Annotated in this window: 23 protein-coding genes and 1 pseudogene; 5 read left to right on the forward strand and 19 right to left on the reverse strand. The window is 66.0% G+C overall.

The features are described 5' to 3' along the window. The first annotated feature begins 412 nt into the window (after positions 1 to 412). Positions 413 to 1,777, forward strand: coding sequence for a DUF2254 domain-containing protein (locus AC5RVS_RS04605; RefSeq protein ID WP_494107853.1), 1,365 nt, complete (start codon positions 413 to 415; stop codon positions 1,775 to 1,777). Between the two features lie 86 nt (positions 1,778 to 1,863). Here AC5RVS_RS04605 and AC5RVS_RS04610 read toward each other — a convergent pair whose 3' ends face one another. Continuing rightward, positions 1,864 to 2,229, reverse strand: a complete 366-nt coding sequence (locus AC5RVS_RS04610) for a hypothetical protein (RefSeq protein ID WP_494107321.1) — start codon at positions 2,227 to 2,229, stop codon at positions 1,864 to 1,866. A gap of 166 nt (positions 2,230 to 2,395) precedes the next feature. On the opposite strand from AC5RVS_RS04610, the gene AC5RVS_RS04615 reads away from it, so the two are divergent. Further along, positions 2,396 to 2,842, forward strand: a complete 447-nt coding sequence (locus tag AC5RVS_RS04615) for a MarR family winged helix-turn-helix transcriptional regulator (protein ID WP_493989831.1) — start codon at positions 2,396 to 2,398, stop codon at positions 2,840 to 2,842. A 55-nt stretch (positions 2,843 to 2,897) separates the two neighbouring features. Here AC5RVS_RS04615 and AC5RVS_RS04620 read toward each other — a convergent pair whose 3' ends face one another. The 10 genes and pseudogenes from AC5RVS_RS04620 to AC5RVS_RS04665 all read right to left on the reverse strand — a co-directional run bounded on the left by AC5RVS_RS04620 (position 2,898) and on the right by AC5RVS_RS04665 (position 11,471). Next, on the reverse strand, positions 2,898 to 3,944 hold the full coding sequence (locus AC5RVS_RS04620) for a HoxN/HupN/NixA family nickel/cobalt transporter (protein ID WP_494107322.1): 1,047 nt from the start codon (positions 3,942 to 3,944) through the stop codon (positions 2,898 to 2,900). Positions 3,945 to 4,000: 56 nt separating this feature from the next. Next, the gene (locus tag AC5RVS_RS04625; protein ID WP_494107323.1) at positions 4,001 to 4,855 is read right to left on the reverse strand and encodes an urease accessory protein UreD; all 855 of its coding nucleotides are present in this window, start codon (positions 4,853 to 4,855) and stop codon (positions 4,001 to 4,003) included. Beyond that, the gene (gene ureG, locus AC5RVS_RS04630) at positions 4,852 to 5,466 is read right to left on the reverse strand and encodes an urease accessory protein UreG (protein ID WP_493940768.1); all 615 of its coding nucleotides are present in this window, start codon (positions 5,464 to 5,466) and stop codon (positions 4,852 to 4,854) included. Before ureG ends, AC5RVS_RS04625 begins: the two co-directional genes overlap by 4 nt. A 65-nt stretch (positions 5,467 to 5,531) precedes the next feature. Continuing rightward, the gene (locus AC5RVS_RS04635) at positions 5,532 to 6,245 is read right to left on the reverse strand and encodes an urease accessory protein UreF (protein WP_494107324.1); all 714 of its coding nucleotides are present in this window, start codon (positions 6,243 to 6,245) and stop codon (positions 5,532 to 5,534) included. Continuing rightward, the gene (ureE, locus tag AC5RVS_RS04640) at positions 6,226 to 6,699 is read right to left on the reverse strand and encodes an urease accessory protein UreE (RefSeq protein ID WP_494107325.1); all 474 of its coding nucleotides are present in this window, start codon (positions 6,697 to 6,699) and stop codon (positions 6,226 to 6,228) included. The genes AC5RVS_RS04635 and ureE overlap by 20 nt, the downstream gene beginning before the upstream one ends. Positions 6,700 to 6,728: 29 nt before the next feature. Continuing rightward, positions 6,729 to 8,441 carry an urease subunit alpha gene (gene ureC / locus AC5RVS_RS04645; RefSeq protein WP_494107326.1) on the reverse strand — a complete coding sequence of 571 codons (1,713 nt, stop codon included), beginning with the start codon at positions 8,439 to 8,441 and terminating at the stop codon, positions 6,729 to 6,731. Positions 8,442 to 8,590: 149 nt separating this feature from the next. Continuing rightward, positions 8,591 to 9,025, reverse strand: a pseudogene (locus AC5RVS_RS04650) (urease subunit beta); the annotation flags it as partial. Positions 9,026 to 9,043: 18 nt separating this feature from the next. Further along, positions 9,044 to 9,346 carry an urease subunit gamma gene (locus AC5RVS_RS04655; protein ID WP_493989825.1) on the reverse strand — a complete coding sequence of 101 codons (303 nt, stop codon included), beginning with the start codon at positions 9,344 to 9,346 and terminating at the stop codon, positions 9,044 to 9,046. Positions 9,347 to 9,569: 223 nt separating this feature from the next. Further along, complete coding sequence (locus AC5RVS_RS04660; protein WP_494107327.1) at positions 9,570 to 10,583, reverse strand: squalene cyclase; 1,014 nt, start codon at positions 10,581 to 10,583, stop codon at positions 9,570 to 9,572. 189 nt (positions 10,584 to 10,772) lie between these two features. Then, positions 10,773 to 11,471 (reverse strand): dienelactone hydrolase family protein, encoded by a 699-nt coding sequence (locus AC5RVS_RS04665; protein WP_494107328.1) that lies wholly within the window; start codon positions 11,469 to 11,471, stop codon positions 10,773 to 10,775. A gap of 138 nt (positions 11,472 to 11,609) precedes the next feature. Between AC5RVS_RS04665 and AC5RVS_RS04670 the strand changes: the two genes are divergently transcribed. Beyond that, entirely contained in the window at positions 11,610 to 12,194 is a 585-nt protein-coding gene (locus AC5RVS_RS04670; protein ID WP_494107329.1) for a PepSY domain-containing protein, read from the forward strand. 129 nt (positions 12,195 to 12,323) lie between these two features. Here AC5RVS_RS04670 and AC5RVS_RS04675 read toward each other — a convergent pair whose 3' ends face one another. The 4 genes from AC5RVS_RS04675 to AC5RVS_RS04690 form a co-directional block, all read right to left on the reverse strand. Further along, positions 12,324 to 13,304: a D-2-hydroxyacid dehydrogenase gene (locus AC5RVS_RS04675; protein ID WP_494107330.1), complete on the reverse strand. Its 981-nt coding sequence runs from the start codon at positions 13,302 to 13,304 to the stop codon at positions 12,324 to 12,326. Continuing rightward, positions 13,304 to 13,993 carry a PspA/IM30 family protein gene (locus AC5RVS_RS04680; protein ID WP_494107331.1) on the reverse strand — a complete coding sequence of 230 codons (690 nt, stop codon included), beginning with the start codon at positions 13,991 to 13,993 and terminating at the stop codon, positions 13,304 to 13,306. Before AC5RVS_RS04680 ends, AC5RVS_RS04675 begins: the two co-directional genes overlap by 1 nt. Position 13,994: 1 nt before the next feature. Further along, on the reverse strand, positions 13,995 to 14,693 hold the full coding sequence (locus tag AC5RVS_RS04685) for a hypothetical protein (RefSeq protein WP_493989819.1): 699 nt from the start codon (positions 14,691 to 14,693) through the stop codon (positions 13,995 to 13,997). 182 nt (positions 14,694 to 14,875) lie between these two features. Then, a complete protein-coding gene (locus AC5RVS_RS04690; protein WP_127512299.1) occupies positions 14,876 to 15,082 on the reverse strand; it encodes a cold-shock protein in 207 nt (68 codons plus the stop codon). A 304-nt stretch (positions 15,083 to 15,386) separates the two neighbouring features. Here AC5RVS_RS04690 and AC5RVS_RS04695 point away from each other — a divergent pair, with 304 nt between their 5' ends. Beyond that, on the forward strand, positions 15,387 to 16,490 hold the full coding sequence (locus AC5RVS_RS04695; RefSeq protein ID WP_493989818.1) for a fatty acid desaturase family protein: 1,104 nt from the start codon (positions 15,387 to 15,389) through the stop codon (positions 16,488 to 16,490). 59 nt (positions 16,491 to 16,549) lie between these two features. Here the strand turns inward: AC5RVS_RS04695 and AC5RVS_RS04700 are convergent, their stop codons facing one another. The 4 genes from AC5RVS_RS04700 to AC5RVS_RS04715 all read right to left on the reverse strand — a co-directional run bounded on the left by AC5RVS_RS04700 (position 16,550) and on the right by AC5RVS_RS04715 (position 18,766). Then, the gene (locus AC5RVS_RS04700) at positions 16,550 to 17,380 is read right to left on the reverse strand and encodes an aldo/keto reductase (protein WP_494107332.1); all 831 of its coding nucleotides are present in this window, start codon (positions 17,378 to 17,380) and stop codon (positions 16,550 to 16,552) included. A 29-nt stretch (positions 17,381 to 17,409) separates the two neighbouring features. Then, complete coding sequence (locus AC5RVS_RS04705; protein ID WP_493989816.1) at positions 17,410 to 17,841, reverse strand: hotdog fold thioesterase; 432 nt, start codon at positions 17,839 to 17,841, stop codon at positions 17,410 to 17,412. 114 nt (positions 17,842 to 17,955) lie between these two features. Next, positions 17,956 to 18,249, reverse strand: a complete 294-nt coding sequence (locus tag AC5RVS_RS04710; RefSeq protein WP_493989815.1) for a DUF503 domain-containing protein — start codon at positions 18,247 to 18,249, stop codon at positions 17,956 to 17,958. A gap of 10 nt (positions 18,250 to 18,259) precedes the next feature. Next, entirely contained in the window at positions 18,260 to 18,766 is a 507-nt protein-coding gene (locus AC5RVS_RS04715; protein WP_494107333.1) for a MarR family winged helix-turn-helix transcriptional regulator, read from the reverse strand. 91 nt (positions 18,767 to 18,857) lie between these two features. Here AC5RVS_RS04715 and AC5RVS_RS04720 point away from each other — a divergent pair, with 91 nt between their 5' ends. Beyond that, complete coding sequence (locus AC5RVS_RS04720; protein WP_494107334.1) at positions 18,858 to 19,508, forward strand: NADPH-dependent F420 reductase; 651 nt, start codon at positions 18,858 to 18,860, stop codon at positions 19,506 to 19,508. Positions 19,509 to 19,511 lie beyond the last annotated feature (3 nt).

Genomic DNA, 19,511 nt, shown 5'->3' on the forward strand with positions numbered 1-19,511 from the left:
GGATGGACAGTGTAGGAACTTCCATCATCGGAAGACCTCGACCTCTATCCGGACACCGACGCGCCAACGCTATCTACACTCTCGATTCCGATGAGCCATGTTGGCGGCCGTACAGGAAGTAGATGGTGAAGCCCGCCACCAGGGCAACCAGGGCGCCGGCCAAGATCTGCACCCGCGCCGGGGTTTTTGATGCTCGGTGGTGTGGCCCAGCCACCGCGGCAGCAGGCCGTCACGGCTCATCGCGAAGGCGACCCGGGCGAGGCCCATCAGAATGCCCATCACGCCATACTGCTGAGGCTCGGCGCCGCTAAGGAAGGGAAACATCAGGACTGGTTCCACCCTTCTGGGTCCCCGAACGCTCGAGCAACGGTGTTTTGACTGGCCTCGCGCTCCTCCATAGTCTCAGCCCATGATGTGGACAAGGTTCGGGATCAGGGCCAGTGCGGCGGCATATGCCTTTCGGGAGAGCCTGTTTCTTCTTCCGGCGATCATCGTCGTGTGCGGTGCGGGGTTGGCGGAAGCTGCCAGCGCAATTGACGCGGCGGGTAAGGAGACTCCGCTGCTTGGCTTTACGTTCGGGATGTCGAGCAACGCTGCGGTCTGGTTATTGAGCGTGGTTTCGGGTGCGACAATCACGACCGCAGGTGTTGTTTTCTCCCTGACGGTCGTGAGCCTGCAGCTGGCCAGCAGCCAGTTCTCGCCCCGGGTAATGCGCTCTTTCGTCCGGGACCGCTTGAGCCAATGCGTGGTGGGACTGCTCGTAGCATCGTTCGTCTACTGCGTCCTGGTGATGCGGAACATCAATGCCGAATCCAGCGACCCCGCGCCCCGCTTATCCATGACCATTGCGGTGCTGCTGACGGTGGGGACGGTGCTGCTCATCATCGCGCACCTCAACCACCTCGCGCACCGGCTACAGGTGGGCGAAATTGTCCGGACCATCGCCAACGAAGGCCAAAGAATTGCGGCTACCGTCCTGCACAGCAGTGGAGACGAAACAAGTCCCACAGGGTCACCGGTGCCGCCGGAAGCGCAACCAGGATTCATTGTCCGCGCGCATCGGGACGGCTGGGTGACCCAGGCCCTGAGCAAGAATATTCTTGCCGCCGTTCCCGCCCGCACCACCGTCCGGCTCGAGACCCGCGTCGGGGCTTACATCCACCAGGGCGAACCGCTGGCCACCGTCTGGCCTGACGGCGACGCGGCCGTCGCCCGCCGCTTGAGGGGGGTGATCAGGGTCAGCAACGCGCGCACTGCCCAACAGGACATCGACTTTTCCATTCGGCAGTTGGTCGATATCGGCCTGCGGGCGCTGAGCTCGGCGATTAACGACCCGAACACCGCCGTCGAAGTGGTGTTGCGGCTCGGAAGCCTCCTGCGCAAACTGGTGCTCTCGGAGCTGCCTCCGGAAAGGATCGCCGGACGCCAAGGCAGGCTCCTGCTGCGGCCCTGGGAGCTCAACATGGATGAATACATTGACCACGCTTTTGACCAGCTGCGGCATGCCGCAACGGAGCAGCCGCAGGTGGCTGCCGCAATCTTGAGAACACTCCGCATGCTCATCCAGTTGTCACAAGAGTCGGGTCGTCCCCAGCACGTCCCGGTGCTCCGCAAGCACCTGACGATACTGACGGAAGCGATCGACGGGAACTCCAGGCTGCACCCTGCGGACCGGCAGCACCTGCGTGATCTCTCAGCCAACGAAACAGACCCGGCTGACCATAGCCGGCAACGTCCCCCTCGTACCGACGCGTCGACGCCCGGTGGCAGAGGCTGATCGCCTGCCTCGGGCTTCGTGGGTCAACTGGGTAGCGGCCCCCGCAGCGCGCCATGGCGGCCGGACCGGCGTACCGGCAGAGCAGGTCAGCCGATGGCCACTAGACTCAGCGGGTTCGCGGCAGCCGCACCGGTCGGTGCCGCGAGGGCAGAGGCACACGTTCCGGCGGCTTCGGCAACCAGTTCGGCAGGTACACCGGAGGCCAAAGCGGCGGCTGTCTGCTCCTGGAAGACGGCCTTCGCCTGGTCCAGGGCCCATTCCGCCGCCTCGACTTGTCCCGCGCGGACGGTGACGGCCTCCAGTGCTTTCTTCTGCCCCGGGGTCAGGTCGGAAACTGTCTGCGCCCGCCCCACAGGGAGTGTGTCTGTCGACGCTGGCCGTCCGGTATAGATCGTGGAGTCCAACTCCGCGATGGACATGGGCAGCGTGTTGGTTTCGTTCACGGGATCCATCAATGTCCCTTTCAAGGGAAAATGCAGCGCTTCTTCCTCTGGTGAGAGAGCGCTTGCTGCGTGTTGTAGACAGACAGGCCTGCCCACTGAGTCGAATCTACAGCACGGGTGTAAAAGGCCGGCTAAACCATTGACCTCTCAACGGTCAGTTTGCTTATAATCCTGCATGCCTGATCTTTCCAAGTGGCCCATGCCCCGGCTCCTGTCCACAGCCGCGAGGCTTGTCGAATACGAGTGGAACGAGCAGCTGGCTTCCCTCGGCCTGACCCATGCCGGAGCAACTGTGCTGGAAATCCTGGCCGTGGAGGGGCCGATGGCGCAGGCACAGCTGGCAAAGCGGGTGCGGGTGCAGCCACAGACCGTGGGCAAGACCCTGGCACGGCTGGAAGCAACCGGTTACATATCCCGCGCTCGCAGCAAAAACGACCGGCGCGAGCAACGGGTTAATATCTCGGAGCGAGGCGAGGAGACCTTCCAACAGGTGGTGAAACTGGGACAGGAGCTGCTGGGTGAGGACGGCGAGGTCGAGCAGCTCAAGACGCGGCTCATCGATGTCATCCGGGACCTCGGTAATGACAGGTTCGGCATCAAGAGGCCCTTGCGCCCTGCCTGACCCGGCAGAAACCACGGGGTTCTACGCCGGCTGGGCTGCGTCCGTGCCGCACTGGTCAGGCGGCTACGGCCCGGCGGCGCCAGCCGAGGGTGGCGATGCCCCAAATGGCAAGGAAGACGGCGACCAGCAGCAGGCCGGCGTGGCCGAGGTCGAGCGCGCCCAGCCAACGGGTTAACGGATCGTTCAGGCCGGCTTCATGCAGGATGCCGCCGGCGGTCAGCACGGCGATGAACAGTGCGGAGCAGGAGGAGAGGCCGGTGATGACCATGTTGAAGCCGATCTTCTTCTGCGGGTCCAAGATGGCGGTGCGGTACATCTTCATCATGGCCATGCCGTTGGCTGTATCGCACAGCGTCATGGCGGCCGTGAAGCCCAGGGGCAGGGCCATCAGGGCCAGGGGCGAGACGCCGGCGAGGGCGGCGGAGGCGGTCAGGAGCAGGAAGGCGATGGTGGTGGCGGTGTCGAAGCCGAGGCCGAACAGGAAGCCAAGTACATAGATGTCCCGCGGGCGGTTGATGCGGGACAGCGGCTTGTCCAGCAGCCGGGCGACCAGGCCCTGCGGGCGCAGCTCCTCCGCGGTGACGTGTCCGCCGTCGCGCACGTGCCGGTAGAGCCGGGCGGTGCGGCGGAAGGCGGCGCCGTTGAAGACGCCGATAACAAGCAGGAAAGTGGCCGAGACGGCTGCGCCGATCAGGCCGAGCACCGTGTTGACGGTGGAGCCTTCCTCCAAAGCCGAGCCCATGATGGTGGCGCCGCTGACTACGAGAATGCCGGCCAGCATCACGATGGTGCTGTGCCCGAGGCTGAAGGCGAAGCCAACGCTGACCGGCGAGCGGCCCTGGGCGGCAAATTTGCGGCTGGAGTTGTCGATGGCGGCGATGTGGTCCCAGTCGTAGCTGTGCTTGACGCCGGCCAGGTAAGCGGTGAAGAACAGGCCGATGGCCAGCGGGTGCGTGTCGGTCGCGAACGAGTAGGCGAGCAGGCCGAGGCAGAGCACGTGCAGCAGGGCGACGGCGCCGAAGGTCGTGGCGATCCGGCGCGAGGCCGGCAGTTTTTCCCGCTCAAGGTAGCTGGAAGCGAGGGGGAACGGCTGTGCGTTCATGCTTTGTCTCCTTTGGGGCCTGGCCGGAGTCAGGGCGGGTGGTGTCCGGCGCCGGGTCAGTACTTGCGAAGATTCAGTGGTTGCTGGCCGAACCAGCGGTGGCGGAGCAGGTCGACGGCGGCGTGCAGCATGGCGTTCAGCGTGTCGGTGCTGCGGGACAGGGCGCGCAGGGCGAAGCCGGGGCCGTTCAGCAGCGACAGGCCGAGCTGCCCGGCGGGATCCATTGGTGCCAACAGGTCCTGCAACTCGCGCACCAGGTCACCGTCCACGCGGGGGTCGACCACGAGCATCGAGCCCAGGTGCGAGTAGTCCTCGAGGAAGAGCATGCTGGACAGCGGCGCGTCCGGATCGCCGGGGCGGATCAGCAGGTTGTCCAGGGCGAGCAGGCGGCCGTCGCGGTAGATGTCGTTGCGGATGCGCACCTCCTCGTACCGGAAGGGCCTGCCGTCTGGGGACCAGCCGGGAGTGACCACGTCGCACATCACCAGGGAGGAGTCCGCGGCGAGTTCGACGACGGTCTCCTGGCGGTAGGTAGCCTCCCGGTACGCGATGAGCTGGTCCGGCAGGAACTCCAGGCTGGCGCCGGGGCCGAGCCGGAACCGGGTGTGCTGCACGGCCGGATCGCCCGGCGTCCGGTAGATCTTGGTGGCGGACTGGGTGGTCAGCAACAGGCGGGCCTGGTCCTCGACCTGGATGTCGATCTCGTAGACGTCCCCTCCCAGGTAGCCGCCGCCCGGGTTGACGATCGTGTAGGCGACCTGCGCGGACGCGTCCAGGTAGTGCGGGCGGATGACGCGCAGCGCGCCCTGGTGGTATTGCGAGGTGGCGACGCCGCGGCCGCCGCGCTGGCCAACCGTCAGGCGCAGCTCACCGGTCGGAAGCTGCACGCCCGCCGGCTGGGCCGCGCTCATTGCGCCAGGTCCTGCATCAGCACATCGCGGCGGAGCCATTCGATGACCTTGTCCAGGCCCTCGTCCGTCTTCAGGTTGGTGAAGCAGAACGGCTTGTCTCCGCGGAATTCCTTCGAGTCGGACTCCATCACCGACAGGTCGGCGCCCACGTGCGGCGCCAAGTCGGTCTTGTTGATGATGAACAGGTCCGACTTGATCATGCCCTGGCCGGCCTTGCGCGGGATCTTCTCGCCCTGCGCCACGTCGATGATGTAGATGGAGAAGTCCACCAGTTCCGGGCTGAACGTCGCCGAGAGGTTGTCGCCCCCGCTTTCGATGAACACGACCTGCAGGTCCGGGTGCCGGTTCTTCAATTCCTCCACGGCGGCGGAGTTCATCGAGGTGTCCTCGCGGATGGCTGTGTGCGGGCAGCCGCCGGTTTCGATGCCGATGATCCGGTCCAGCGGCAGCACGCCGTTGGCGGCCAGGATCTTGGCGTCCTCGATTGTGTAGATGTCGTTGGTGATGGCGGCCATGGAGATCTCGCCGGACAGGTGCCGGGTCAGGCGTTCGACCAGCTGGGTCTTGCCGGCGCCGACGGGGCCGCCGATACCGATCTTGATGGGTTCCATTGTCTTACTCCTTGTTCCGTGGGCCGGCCGCTGGGCGGCCGGGTCTTGCGGTATGCGACGGCGGGTCAGGACATGAACATGCGGGCCCGCTGCCGCTCGTGACGCATTTGGGCGATTTCCAGCCCAGGGGCGGCGGCGCCGAAGTCGCTGCGGTCCAGTCCGGAGATCCGGGCCGTGGCCGCGGTGATCTCCGGATGGACCTGGCGCAGCACCCGCTGCCCGGCGTCCTGGCCGATTGAGATGCCGCGGATGGCGTTCTGCGTCAGCGAGGTCGCCGTCGAAAACAGGTAGGTGCCCAGCAGCTCCGGCAGCGGAACCTGCAGGCTGCGCCCGGCGACGGCGAAGGCCAGCGCCGGATGTCCGCTGCACGCGCCGCTTGCGACGTCTTCGCGGTACTGCTCGATCTCGTCGCTATCGAGGATTACCGAGGCGATCTGGAGCATCCGCGCGCCCATTTTCACGCCGGCCTCGCGCACCTGCCGCGGCAGGGCCTGCGCTGCCAGCATCGCGTCCAGCTCCCGCAGTTCTGCCGTCGAGCGGGCTTCCAGGGCCAGCCGGATGGCGAGGCCGTCGCTGTAGGTCAGCTGGCTGTGGATGAACTGGCCGAGCCAGACCGCGAAGGTCTTCTCGTCGCGGACCAGTCCGCGTTCCAGGAACGTCTCGAGCCCAAACGAGTGGCTGAAGGCGCCGGTGGGCAGGGCGGAGTCGGCCAGCTGCAGCAGGGGCAGCAGGTACGACGACGGGCGGCGGCCGGGTGCCTCAGTGCGTGTGTTCGGCATGTCGAAACGGCACGGGCATGACCCGTTCCTGCCGGGAGTAGGGCACCTGCATGTGCTGCAGATAGTCTTCGACGGTGTGGTCGTACTGCACCACCATGACCTCCGCGCGGTAGTCGCTTCCGGCGTCGAAAAATTGCGCCTGCAGGTGCCGGTTGCCCAGGCTGTGGGCCACCACGCCCATCTCCCGGATCGTGCGCGGGGCGATGACCAGGACGTCCGTGGGCAGGACGCTGACGACGATGACGTTCGACTCGTCGCGGAACAGGATGTCGCCGTCGCGCAGGTCGCCCGGCGTGACCAGGCGGATGCCGATTTCGCGGCCGTGATCGGTGGTGACGCGCTGGACGCGCTTGACCAGTTCGCTGCTGGGAAGCGCTACCTTCTCCTCGTGCAGGCCGGCAAGCTCCGTGTTGGGAAGATCGTGCCGGTTGGCGATGACGCGCTCAATGATCATTGACTACGTCCTTTCGGGTATGGCTCGGTCTAGAACAGGAAGTAGCGCTGGGCCATCGGCAGCACACTCGAGGGCTCGCAGGTCGCTACTTCACCGTTCACCGTGACGGTGTAGGTTTGCGGGTCGACCTGGATGTCCGGGGTCTCCCCGTTGTACTTCAGGTCGGCCTTGGTCAGGGTGCGGATGCCGTGTGCTGCGCGGATGGTCCGGCGCAGGTTCAGCCGGTCCGGGATGCCTTCGTCGATGGCGATCTTCGGCATGAACGTGATCGAGGATGAGTGCACTGCGTTGCCCAACGCCCCGAAGTTCCGCCGCAGGGCGCGTGGTTGCGGCGTGGGAATGGAACCGTTGGCGTCGCCCATGATCGACTGGACGATCTGTCCGCCCTTGAGCACCATCTCCGGTTTGACGCCGAAGAAGGCCGGATCCCAAAGCACCAGGTCGGCGAACTTGCCCACCTCGACGCTGCCGACCGAGTCGGCGATGCCGTGTGCCAGCGCGGGGTTGATGGTGTACTTGGCGACGTAGCGCTTGAGCCGGAAGTTGTCGCCAATTTCCGGGTCTTGCTCAAACTTGCCGCGCTGGCGCTTCATCGCATCCGCCACCTGCCAGGTCCGCAGCACCATCTCGCCGACGCGGCCCATGGCCTGGGCGTCCGAGCTGGTGATCGAGAAGACGCCGAGATCGTGCAGCACGTCTTCGGCTGCGATGGTCTCCTTGCGGATCCTGGAGTCGGCGAAGGCTACGTCCTCGGGGATGTCCGGGTTCAGGTGGTGGGCGACCATGAGCATGTCCAGATGCTCGTCGAGCGTGTTGGTGGTGTAGGGCAGGGTCGGGTTGGTCGAAGCGGGCAGGACGTTCGGCAGCCCGGCGACGCGGATAATGTCCGGGGCGTGCCCGCCGCCGGCGCCTTCGGTGTGGAAGGTGTGGATCACCCGACCGTCGATGGCGCGGATGGTGTCCTCCACGAAACCGCACTCGTTGAGCGTGTCCGCGTGGATGGCGACCTGCACGTCGAACTCGTCGGCGATCCGCAGCGACATGTCAATGGAGGAGGTCGTGGCGCCCCAGTCCTCGTGCACCTTGAAGCCGATGGCACCGGCCCGGATCTGTTCGGCCAGCGGACCGCGCGCGCTGGCGTGGCCCTTGGCAAGCAGCCCGATGTTGACCGGCAGGTCGTCGACCGCCTGCAACATCCGGCCGATGTGCCACGGTCCCGGCGTCACGGTCGTCGCCTTGGAGGCATCCGACGGGCCGGCGCCGCCGCCGATCAGCGTGGTGACGCCGTTCGCCAGGGCAACCGGCACCTGGTCGGGGCTGATGAAGTGCACGTGGGTGTCGATGCCGCCCGCGGTGAGGATCTTGTGCTCCCCGGCGATCACGTCCGTCGCGGCACCGATGGTGATGTCGACGCCGCCGGAGATGTCGGGGTTCCCGGCCTTGCCGATCTTGAAGATGTGTCCGTCGCGCAGCGCGACGTCGGCCTTGTAGATCCCGCTGTAGTCCAGCACCACGACGTTCGTGATGACCGTGTCCGGAATGTCCTGGTCGCGCGTCCGCTGTCCGTTCTGGCCCATGCCGTCCCGGATCACCTTCCCGCCGCCGAAGACCACTTCCTCGCCGTAGCGGGTGTAGTCGTGCTCGATCTCCAGCAGCAGGTCGGTGTCTGCGAGCCGGATCGCATCGCCGGTGGTCGGCCCGTACATCTCGGCATAGTGCCTGCGCTTCATCTCGAAACTCATCGCTGCTCCTCCCCGCCGCCGTTGGTCTTCCCGGTGGCAGCACCGTCGTCGGTCTTCTCGGCGGCCTCGCCACGGCCCGGCTTCTTGCCGGCGCCGCGGGCCTTCGGTCCGCGCGATTCGTCGACCGGGTCCAGGCCGTACGTGGTGTGGAAGCCGGCCCCCTCGAAGCCAACGTTGGGCAGATCAATGGCGTATTCGGCCGCCAGTTCGGGCTCGGCCTCCGCATTGATGCCGGCGGTGCCTCCGATGGCCTCGGTGTAGCCCGGGGGGACGCTGGCGCCCAGCGACCCGTTCACGTGGTTTCGGAAGCCATGGACCTCGCGGTTCCCGGCGATCTCCACCAGGTGCACGCTGCGCGCATCGCCCGGTTCGAAACGCACGGCCGTGCCTGCCGGAATGTCCAGCCGGAAGCCGCGCGCCGCGACCCGGTCCATGTCCAGCGCCGGATTTACCTCGGCGAAGTGGTAGTGCGACCCGACCTGGACCGGCCGGTCGCCCCGGTTGGTCACGTTCATAATGCGGGTCGCGGCGCCCTCATTGCAGGTGATGGGCTCGCCGCGCAGGATGTATTCTCCGGGTTTCATGGGTGCTCCTCCTTAGGCTCAGCGGATCGGGTTATGGACGGTGACCAGCTTGGTGCCGTCGGGGAAAGTGGCCTCGACCTGCACGTCGGCGATCATCTCTGCCACGCCGTCCATAACGTCGCTGCGGGAAAGGATCGTGGACCCGTAGCTCATCAGGTCCGCGACCGTCCGGCCGTCGCGCGCCCCCTCGATCAGCTCGTACGTGATCAGGGCGACCGCTTCGGGATGGTTGAGTTTAAGGCCGCGCTGCTGGCGCCTTCGGGCCAGGTCGGCGGCGACCACAATCATGAGTTTTTCGTGCTCACGGGGCGTTAAATGCATGTAGAACTCCCTAGTCCTTAACGAAAAGAAGTGTCCACCCGTTATCTACAACCGGTCAGAGACTAGACCGGGAGGCCCGTGGATAAGGCAAGGATAGCCACGGGAGATTGCACCCGGCAACTTGATGGGAATCCGGTGGCACCACCGCCTCGCAATTGCTTGAAATGGAGCTCCCCGGTGTCACCCGCTTCGCTCCGTCTGTCTCAAGGGGCCGCGATCGACCTCACACGGTCTCGGACCTGTAGCCCGGTGCAGGCGGGAAGGCGCCGGCCTCGTCCCACCACGCCAGGGCGCGCAGGCCGTGGAACGTGAGCCACTTGGACGGCTCGCCGGGGGGTACGTCGACGTCGAACCAGACGCGGCCGGGGTGGCGGCGTTCCTGCAGCCAGGTTCCGTCGGGCTGGCGCGCGGAGTCGATGAGCTCCATGGCGTCGGCCAGCCGGGGATCGGGGTTCGTGCCGTCATGGAGGGTCGCCGACCTGAAGTAGTCCACGGCGTTCAGTGTGCTGTACAGCCAGCGGAACGGGTAGGCGAAGTGCGTGGCCCACGGGGCGACGAGTTCGCCGGTCGAGTGAGTGTACAGCAGCCGGCGTTCGAGCAGGTACTCCTCGCCGGCGTGGCGGGCGGCGCGGATTTCGTCGGAGCCGCCGGTGGCGGACTCGAAGTACAGCAGCCCCTTCAGGGTGTTGAGCGTGGAGTGGAACGATGAACGGGTGGAACCTTCGATCCACTCGCAGTTCCAGCCGCCGTCGGGCAATTGGTGCTCGATGAACCAGTTGGCGATGCCGTCCACATCAGCACCCAGCCACGCGCCGTTCGCGATGGTAAAGGCGTTGATGCAGCAGTCCACTTCGCCGTCCCAGTACGGCAGGTTCTCGTATTCCCAGCGGCTGTTGGCGGCGAGCTGTTCGGCGGTGCCGGCGAGCACGGCGGCGTCGAGGCCCCAGTCCCGAAGGGAATTGAGCGACCACGTGGTGGCCGTCCACGGCTGTCCGGCACCCTCGGCTGCTTCCGGCCCCTGGAAGTCGAAGTCGCTGGGGAAGTACGCTCCGCCGGCCCACTGGCCGTCCAGGTCCTGGTGCGCGAGCAGCCGCGCGCCGAAACCCTCCGTAGCCACGCGCGCCTTCGTCGCGGCCCACTGTTCAGGGGGTGCATGTGCGAGGTCCCGTTCGACCTGCCAGCGCAGTGCCGGATCGGAGTCGAGCAACCAGTCGACCAACGCCGCCTCGGGCTTCATGGTCAACAGAGTAGCGGCCCCTGTGAAAGAACAACATGGCTGAACCGCCACGCCGCCGGGGGAGGGGCTACTTCCGCGTGCGGGGACTGCGGCCGGGCCGGCGGAAGCCGCTCCGACACTCGGTCACAAACACAAGGGACGACGTCGGTGCCAAGGTGGGCACCGACGTCGTCCTATGACTCGTGGAGGCTACTTGACCTTGTCCTTGAGGAACTGCACCGAGCGGCTCCAGGCCAGTTTGGCCTCCTCGGGACGGTAGTTGCCCTGCGGGTTCTCGTCGTTGTGAAAGGCGTGCGGGGCGTCGTAGAAGTAGTAGGTCACTTCCGCGCCCGACTCGCGGCGGATCTGCTCCTCCTGCGCCTTGGCCTTCTCCACCGGGTAGGACGAGTCCTGTTCGCCGTAGTGGCCCTGGATGGCGGCGCGGACCCCTTCGTACGATTTGGGCACGCCCTGGCCGACGCCGTAGAACGGCACGGCTGCGCTGATGCGCTCGCCCTGCTGTGCGGCCAGCGCCAGCACAAAGCCGCCGCCCATGCAGAAACCGATGGCGCCCACGGTGGAACTGGTGACCGCCTCGTGGGCCAGCAGGTAGTCCACGGCGCCGGCCAGCAACCGGGCACCTTCCTGTTCCGGCAGCTTGGACATCATCGCGGCGGCTTCCTTGCCGTCGTGGGCAATGCGTCCGCCGTAGAGGTCGGGTGCCAACGCGACGAAACCTTCGGCGGCCAGGCGGTCGGCAACGTCCCGGATGTGGTCCACCAGGCCCCACCACTCCTGAATGACGATGACGCCGGGGCCGGACCCGGACTCAGGTACGGCCAGATAGCCGTGGGCCTCGGTGCCTGCGGATTCGAACGTGACGTTCTGGTACGTCGGGTTGTTGGCCAAAGTCCTACTCCTGATCACTCGGGGGCATTCCATGTCAGTCTAGGACAGCAGCGGGTGTTGTCGTGCTTACCGGGGGTGGCGACCCGGCGGAGGCTCCGGGGCATGGCCAAGCCGGTTGTCGGGGCGGAGAATCGGTCTATGGAACAGCTGAGGAAGACCTTCACCGCCCTTTCGATTGCTGCCGGCCTGGCCGTCACAGTGTCGGCCTGTGACGCCACCGGAGACGACATATCCCAGCCCGAACCGGGCCAGGCCCAGCCGGCCGAAACCCCAGCCGGGGCCGGCAACCCCAGCCCTGCCGGCACCGGATCTGCCATGCCAAGTGAACGAAATGCGATAGCCGCTGTCGAAACCGCGGTTAATGCCGTCCACGGCAGTTCCGCGATCGAACTCGACTTCAGCGACCGGCTTCAGGCCTGGGAAGTGGACGTCTTCGACGTCGATGCTGAGGTCGAGGTGCAGGTCTCGCCGGACGGCAGCGAGGTGCTTGAGCAGCGGGAATCCGGGGGTGCCGAACCGGAGCATGCCCGGGAGTTGGAGCAGACCAGGGTTTCCATGGTTGAAGCGCTTGAAACCGCCGCGGAGGCAGAACCAGGCAACGTGGATGAAGTGACGCTGGGGAATGAGGGCGGCCTGCCGGTGTGGGAGATCGAGATCGACCGCGAAGACGGCTCCAGCATTGATGTGCTGATTGACGGCATAACCGGTGAGCAAATGCGCTAAGAGGGAGAACCTTGCGAAGGCCCGCGTCGAAACGCTTCGAGGCTGACGGGATCGGTCATTCGCGGTAGATCTTTGGCGGCGCCGCACGGATTATCAGGCTGCCCCGATCGACCCTGCCCGCATGCTCGTTCATGATTTTGCTGGGGCGGCGAAACCCAGCTTTTTGTCGATCATGTTCTCCAGCGGCAGCTGCCGAATGTAGCGCGCGAAATTGTCCGCGAACTGCCCGGCCAGCTGGGGCAGCCAGCCACGCGCGTCACCGCTGAGGTGCGGCGAGATGATCACGTTGTCCATCGTCCAGAGCGCGTGGTCGGCCGGCAGCGGCTCGGTTTCGAACACGTCCAGGGCGGCTCCGGCGATGACGCCGGATTGCAACGCTGCCACCAGCGCGTCGGTGTCCACGCACGCCCCGCGGCCCACGTTGACCAGCCGGGCGGTCGGCTTCATGGCCTCCAGCACGGTTGCGTCGACGAGGTGCCGGGTCTCTTCGGTCAGCGGTGCCACCATCACTACCCAGTCGAAGTCTCCGACGACGGCGGCAAGCTCGTTCGATGCGTAAACCTCGTCGAAATCGGCGTCACCGCTGCGGGCAGTGCGCCCAGCCCCGGCAACCCGCAGGCCGAGGGCCTTGAGCACGCGGGCGATTTCGCGTCCGATGGCCCCGGTGCCGACGATGAGCGCGTGGCCGGACTCAAGGCGTTCGGTCTCGCGGTGCTGCCAGGTCCGCCCCCGCTGCAGGGACAGCAGGCCGGGCAGGTCCTTGGCGAAGGCCAGCATCCCGGCGAGGACGAATTCGGCGATTGGCCGGTCGAAGATGCCGCGGGCGTTGGTAACCACCACGCCCGAATCCCGCAGGTCCTGGAACAGCAGCTTGTCCACGCCGGCGGCGGCCACGTGAATCCACTCCAGCGAGCCGGCGGCATGCCAGGCATCCTCCAGCGCGGGGGAGAAAAAGTCCCAGAGAAACAGCACCTGGGCGCCATCCAGGGCCTCGGCGAGTTGGTCCGCGGTGGCATAACGCACCTCCGCGGCGGCCTCGACGTCCTCCATGCCCGGCGGCAGTTGGTCTTTGTACAGGACGGTGACGACGGGTCTGGCGGCTGCGGCCATCAGGCTTCCGGCGCCTTGTTGCGCCGCGACTTCAGCGCGCCCAGTTGGTCGTCAACTTCCGTGCTGGCCTCCAGCCATTCGAAGGCCTCCTGCACTTGCGGCGAATCCGGGTCCGACCACGCGATTTCGTTGCGGGCGGATGCCTCGGCCTCGATGCGACGGGTCTCCCGCTCGGCATCCCGGGCAGCGGACTGCATTCCGGTTGCGCTGCCGGCTGCCGCCGAGGCGGCCTGCTGCATGCCGAGCGTGGCCTGGGCGACGTTGTGGCGGGCCTGGAGGGTCTGGTACCGCAGGCGGCTCTCGCCTATGCGCGAGGACAGGCGGGCGAGCTCCCCGTCCAGCCGGCGCCACTGCTCGGCCATGCGCTCATATTGCCGGGCGAGCGTTTCCACGCGCTTCGACGCCGTGATGCTCCGGTGCAGGAACTCGCGGGCCCCGTCGTCGTCGCCGCGGGCCACGCACTCTTCGGCTTGGCGGTCGCAGTACGCCTGCTCTGCTTTGGCCTCATCCAGCAGCAACCCGATGCGGCGGCAATCGGCCGCGATGTCCGCGACGCTGCGGCGGGCTTGGTCCACCGCTTCGGACTGTTGCTGCTGGCTGGCCTCAATGGCCGCCAGGGGATCGACCGGAGTCTCTTTGGCCGCGCGGTTGGCGCGGATGATGCGTCCAAGGCGGTGCTTGATGGACACGTTAGCTCCTCAGGGGATCGGGCCGACGCTGCGCCGGGGCGGGCTGGCGGCGCGGCGGGAAGCCGGACCGGGGGTGCGGCGGGACAGCAGTGGTGCGCCCGTCACGGACACCGCGGTAGGCCGAGGACCATGCGTGCAGCGCCTCGATCTCCCGCGACAAATGCCGTCCGGCCAGTTCCAGCTGTTCGGCGTCGGCAGAGTACCCGGCTTCCACCAGGTGTTGCCGCAGTTGGCCCGACAGCCGGGTGAGTTGTTCGGCCCGCCCGCTCAAGCTGGCGGCGAGGGAGCGCTTGACCTCCGGCACCGGCTCGCCTTCCGCCAACTTCAGTTGTTCGTCCAGGGACCGGGAAGCCGTCTCAAGCCTGGCCGCCACCAACGGCAGTTCCCCGACGGGGCGGCCCTCCGCCCGGGCGGCGGCGAGTGTCCGTTCCGTTGCTTCCGTCGAGCGCTGCAACCCGAGCCGCTGGCGCGCAAGGCGGCGGCCGGCGTCGTCCTTGGTGAAACTGCGGACGGTGAGAGATCCCCGGCGCAGCCCGTTGCGGAACCGGCGGGAGCGCCGGATCCTGCGGATGACCAGCCAAACGGTCACGGCCGCCGCCGTCCCGACGCACAGCACGGCGATGCCGGTGAACATCAGGATCTGCAGGACCATGTCGGCCACAAAGGTACCGGTACTGGCGGGCACTGGTGTCAAGGGCATGCCTCAAGTTTGCCCCCGGATGCTCGATTCCTGCCAGTGGGAGTGAATCGCCGGGTAAAACAGCCGGGCAAAACAGCCGGGCAAAAACACCAGCGGCAAGACAGCGGGCAAAACAATGGAGCCGGCTCCCTTACGGGAACCGGCTCCATTGGAAAGACTAGAGCGGCGTTGCCGCTGCCGTCTTAGAGGCCGCGGATGTTGGCAGCCTGCAGGCCCTTGGGGCCCTGCACGGTTTCGAATTCGACCTTCTGGTCTTCACGCAGTTCGCGGTATCCGCCACTGTTCTCGATAGCCGAGTAGTGAGCGAAGACGTCGGCCGAGCCGTCGTCCGGAGCGATGAAGCCGAAGCCCTTTTCAGAGTTAAACCACTTGACGGTTCCAGTTGCCATTTTTGTACTCCTCCGAGTAATTACACGGCCCGCGGACTTCACGGGTCGCTTGCAGCGGTGTTTTTCGTCCGCCGTTCAGAGAAGCACAAGCCCTTCGGTGAAAGGCCTGTTGCTCAAAATCAAATGCGCAACACAACAACTACAAGAACTACTGTACAGGACTTTGTCCGGGAATCCGAATGGCGCTACCACGGCACCTACTGTTCAGGACTCGTTCAGGTTGCTACCGTAAAGTGATCTTCATCTACGGGGCACTCGCCCTACTCCACGGCTGGGAAGCCGGACCCGATCCACTGAAGGCTGCATGAGCATATCTGTATCTCCCCCGACAACTTCTACCCGTAGCAAGCGCGGTTCTTCCGCCGCCAGCGGCTACTCCCAGCTGTTGAGTACGGTGCGGGATGCAGGTCTGCTGCGAAAGCGCAGGGGGTTTTACATCAGCCTCTTTGTTGCGCTGGCGCTGGGGCTGGCCGGCGCGGTCACCGGATTCGTACTGCTCGGCGACAGCTGGTTCCAGCTGTTGATTGCCGGCGCACTGGGCATCCTGTTCACCCAGCTGGCGTTCCTGGCCCACGAGGCCGCCCACCGGCAGGTCTTCGAAACCGGGCCGGCCAACGACCGTGCCGGACGGTTCCTGGCCAACGCCGTCGTTGGGATCAGCTACCAGTGGTGGATGAACAAGCACACCCGGCACCACGGCAACCCGAACACGATCGGGAAAGACCCGGACATCGAGCAGGACACCGTCTCCTTCCTGCCCGAACAGGCTGCCGAACGCCGGGGCCTGATGGCCTGGTTCACCCGCAGACAGGGCTACCTGTTCTTTCCGCTGCTGATGCTCGAGGGCATCAACCTGCACATCACCTCCATCAAGTCGCTGTTTGCCCGCGGCCCCGTCAAGGGCCGCAAGCGGGAAATCTCCGTGCTGTTCGCCCGGCTGACTCTCTACGTCGCGGCCATCTTCGTCTTCCTGCCGCCCGGCATCGCCTTCGCGTTCCTCGGAGTCCAGCTGGCCGTTTTCGGCGTCTACATGGGCGCGTCCTTCGCGCCGAACCACAAGGGCATGCCGCTGATCCCCAAGGACTCGAAGGTGGACTTCCTCAGCCGCCAGGTCCTGACCAGCCGCAACATCGTTGGCCGCACCCCCAGGGGAAGCGGTGCCATCAACGCACTCATGGGCGGACTCAACTACCAGGTGGAGCACCACCTGTTCCCGAGCATGCCCCGGCCCAACCTGGCTAAGGCGGCCCAGATCGTGCGCGAATACTGCGCCAACCACAGCATCCCGTACACCGAAACCTCGCTGCCCAAGTCCTACGGCATCGTGGTCCAGTACCTGAACAAGGTTGGCCTGTCGGCACGAGATCCGTTCGACTGCCCGATGGTGGCCGAGTACCGCCGCCTCTAGCGCTCAGCAGGTTCCCCACGGTTGCCGGTGTCCAACGCGGACACCGGCAACCGTCGTTTCTAGAGCTGCGTGAAGGCGGCCGTGGCCGGGTCCGCGCCGATGCGACCGCCGGCGTCAAGCGCCGTGATCGCGGCCAGGTCCTCCGCGTCGAGCGTGAGCCGTGCCGCGGTCAGGTTTTTCGCTATCCGGTCCGGGTTGGCGGACTTGGGGATCACGATGTTGCCGTTGGCCAGATGCCAGGCGAGCACCACTTGGGCCGGGGTCGCCAGATACTTTGCCGCGATGGCGGTGACCGTCCGGCTCTCCAAATCGGCGCCCTGGCCCAGAGGGCTGTAGGCTTCGACGGCGATGCCGTGCTGGCGGCTGAGTGCCGCCACTTCGCGCTGCTGGAACGTGGGATGGATTTCGATCTGGTTGACCGCCGGCACCATGCCTCCGGCGGCCAGCAGGGTCTCCAGATGCTCGGACAGGAAGTTGGAGACGCCGATGGCCCGGCTGAGGCCTTCGGCGTAGAGCTCTTCGAGTTCATGCCACGCCTGCACGTACAGGTTCTGCGAGGGCACCGGCCAGTGGATCAAGTACAGGTCCACGAAGTCCAAGCCGAGTTCGCGCAGGCTGTTATCAAAAGCCCGGCGGGCGTCGGCCTGTTCGCCGTTGCGGAGCTTGGTGGTGATGAACAGATCCTCACGGGGAATTCCGCTGGAGGAGATGGCGGCGCCGACGCCGGACTCGTTCCGGTACGCGGCAGCCGTGTCGATGTGGCGGTAGCCTGCTTCAAGGGCAGCTTCAACTGCCCGCTGCGTTTCAGCCGGCGGCACCTTGAAAACGCCGAAGCCCAGTTGCGGGATGCTGACGCCGTTATTGAGATCGATCGCGGGCACTACGACCATCGGGAATGCTCCTTCGGTGCGGGGCGGAACTACTTCTTCGGGACCAGCACGCCGTAGACGCGCATTTCGGCCAAGTGCTGGCCGTCTTGGTCGTGAATGGAAATATCCACGATGTTGTTGCGGCCATAGCGGGTGCGTTCGACGCCGGTGGCCACCAGGCGGGCTTCCGCCGCGCCGGGCGCAATGTACGTTATCTCGGCCTGACGGGAGACCGACGGCCGGCCCAGCGACTCGCAAACGAACGCGAAGCACGTATCGCCGAGCGTAAACAGATAGCCGCCGTGCAGGATGTGGTGGCCGTTCAGCATGTAGTCCTGCACGCCCATGGCCATTACAACGCGGCCTTCTTCGGCCTCGAGCACCTCGATGCCAAGATGCTGCGACGCTTTGTCGGAGGCATAGCGGTGGCGGACAAGCTCCTCAACGGTAGAAAACTGCTCGTCGGTGGCGGGGGTGGTCAACAGAGCCTCCGGATGTGGCACGGATCATGGGCGTGACCAACGCTACCAATATCCGCGCCGGTCGATGCGCACCAGCTGCCTGCAGGGCCGGTTTGCAGCGGTCCGCTGCCGGACTTAGTCGTCGCTGGAGTGGATTCTGCGCCGCGTGCTCAGCAAGTCCACGCCGGGGCGGTAGGCAATGTAGTTCTCGGCCGCGTCAAGCACCTGGACCACATGGGCCCGGTCGGCGCCTACCAGCCCGATGCCCAGTTCGGCCCGGCGGTAGAGGTTCTGTTGGCCGACTTCCGCCACGGAAACATCGAACCGCTTCCGTACCTCGGCGACGATCGGCCGCAGCACGGATCGCTTTTCCTTGAGTGAATGCACGTCGCCCAGGAGCAGGTCGAACTCAATCCAGCCGATCCACATGCTGACGAGTTTAGGGCAGGTGGTCCATCGCCTCGCACGGGCTGGAGTTCGGCTGCGCGCGGTGGATCTCCATGGCCAACACCTCGACCAGGGTGGAGAGCCGGCGCACGTCCTCCGGCGACAAGCCGGAGAGCAGGGCCTGCTCGGCACGTGCGACGCGGACCTCGAGGTCCGAGAGCGCTTCGCGTCCTTGCGCGGTGGGGACGATTTTCCGGGCACGCCGGTCGTTGGCGGCGGGTACGCGCTCCACCAGCCGGGCGGCCACGAGCTTGTCCAAGATGTAGGTCAGCACGGTTCGGTCAATTACCAAGTGAGCCCCGAGGGCCTGCTGGTTCGGCGGGTCCCGATGCACGACGGCGGAGAGGATTTGGTAGCCGCGGATGCCTTCCGGCATGCCGGTGACGGCCTCCTCGAATTTTTCCTGGTACCCGCGCAGCACCATGCCGAGGTTCCAGCCGAGATCGCCAGGAACCGGGCTGTGCGTCCTGTCCGCTGTGGCGGCTCGTTCTCCTGTCATGCCTCACATGATATCCAACCAAACGAAGTTGCACAGATAATCTGCGCACAATATAGTCTGTCAGACAACATATTTGCAGACTGGAGTTGGTATGGAGCTGGGCACCATTGGCATCCTGGGAGCCGGCCGGGTGGGTACCGCCGTGGCCCGTCAAGCGCTCAAAGCCGGCTACCGGGTGAAGATCGCAACATCCAAGCCGGCCGCAGAGATCGCCTTGCTGGCGGAAATCATCACGCCGGGCGCGGAGCCGGTCGACGCCGCCGAGGTTGTGACGGCGGGCCTGGTCCTCGCCGCGGTGCCGCTGCACAGATACCGCACCCTGGATCCGGGCATCCTGGCCGGACAGACCGTGATAGATGTGATGAATTACTGGGCGCCCACCGACGGCGTGATCGACGACTTCGAGAACGACCCGCGCGGCAGCAGCGAGGTCATCCAGGATTTCCTGGCGGGCGCGCGCCTGGTGAAAACGCTGAACCATATTGGCTACCGGGAACTCGAAGAGGACGGCCGCGACTCGGGCTCCGCCAACCGCCGGGCCTTGGCTCTTGCCGGCGATGATGACGACGCCAAGTCCCTGGTCGCCGGATTCATCGACCGCCTCGGCTATGACCCGGTCGATGCCGGCCCGCTGTCCGCCGGCCGCGTCTTCCAACCGGGCACCCGCATTTTCAACGCGGCCCATACCGCCGGACAGCTCCGTGGCCTCTTGGCGGAGGCCCACGAACCCGCACGTCCATGACGG

The sequence above is a fragment of the Arthrobacter sp. Y3221048 genome (assembly GCF_059092685.1).

Coding starts and splice junctions, on each gene's coding strand:
- AC5RVS_RS04605 (WP_494107853.1), top strand. CDS start 413: ATGTGGACAAGGTTCGGGATCAGGGCCAGTGCGGCGGCATATGCCTTT.
- AC5RVS_RS04610 (WP_494107321.1), bottom strand. CDS start 2,229: ATGGATCCCGTGAACGAAACCAACACGCTGCCCATGTCCATCGCGGAG.
- AC5RVS_RS04615 (WP_493989831.1), top strand. CDS start 2,396: ATGCCTGATCTTTCCAAGTGGCCCATGCCCCGGCTCCTGTCCACAGCC.
- AC5RVS_RS04620 (WP_494107322.1), bottom strand. CDS start 3,944: ATGAACGCACAGCCGTTCCCCCTCGCTTCCAGCTACCTTGAGCGGGAA.
- AC5RVS_RS04625 (WP_494107323.1), bottom strand. CDS start 4,855: ATGAGCGCGGCCCAGCCGGCGGGCGTGCAGCTTCCGACCGGTGAGCTG.
- ureG (WP_493940768.1), bottom strand. CDS start 5,466: ATGGAACCCATCAAGATCGGTATCGGCGGCCCCGTCGGCGCCGGCAAG.
- AC5RVS_RS04635 (WP_494107324.1), bottom strand. CDS start 6,245: ATGCCGAACACACGCACTGAGGCACCCGGCCGCCGCCCGTCGTCGTAC.
- ureE (WP_494107325.1), bottom strand. CDS start 6,699: ATGATCATTGAGCGCGTCATCGCCAACCGGCACGATCTTCCCAACACG.
- ureC (WP_494107326.1), bottom strand. CDS start 8,441: ATGAGTTTCGAGATGAAGCGCAGGCACTATGCCGAGATGTACGGGCCG.
- AC5RVS_RS04655 (WP_493989825.1), bottom strand. CDS start 9,346: ATGCATTTAACGCCCCGTGAGCACGAAAAACTCATGATTGTGGTCGCC.
- AC5RVS_RS04660 (WP_494107327.1), bottom strand. CDS start 10,583: ATGAAGCCCGAGGCGGCGTTGGTCGACTGGTTGCTCGACTCCGATCCG.
- AC5RVS_RS04670 (WP_494107329.1), top strand. CDS start 11,610: ATGGAACAGCTGAGGAAGACCTTCACCGCCCTTTCGATTGCTGCCGGC.
- AC5RVS_RS04675 (WP_494107330.1), bottom strand. CDS start 13,304: ATGGCCGCAGCCGCCAGACCCGTCGTCACCGTCCTGTACAAAGACCAA.
- AC5RVS_RS04685 (WP_493989819.1), bottom strand. CDS start 14,693: ATGCCCTTGACACCAGTGCCCGCCAGTACCGGTACCTTTGTGGCCGAC.
- AC5RVS_RS04690 (WP_127512299.1), bottom strand. CDS start 15,082: ATGGCAACTGGAACCGTCAAGTGGTTTAACTCTGAAAAGGGCTTCGGC.
- AC5RVS_RS04695 (WP_493989818.1), top strand. CDS start 15,387: ATGAGCATATCTGTATCTCCCCCGACAACTTCTACCCGTAGCAAGCGC.
- AC5RVS_RS04700 (WP_494107332.1), bottom strand. CDS start 17,380: ATGGTCGTAGTGCCCGCGATCGATCTCAATAACGGCGTCAGCATCCCG.
- AC5RVS_RS04710 (WP_493989815.1), bottom strand. CDS start 18,249: ATGTGGATCGGCTGGATTGAGTTCGACCTGCTCCTGGGCGACGTGCAT.
- AC5RVS_RS04715 (WP_494107333.1), bottom strand. CDS start 18,766: ATGACAGGAGAACGAGCCGCCACAGCGGACAGGACGCACAGCCCGGTT.
- AC5RVS_RS04720 (WP_494107334.1), top strand. CDS start 18,858: ATGGAGCTGGGCACCATTGGCATCCTGGGAGCCGGCCGGGTGGGTACC.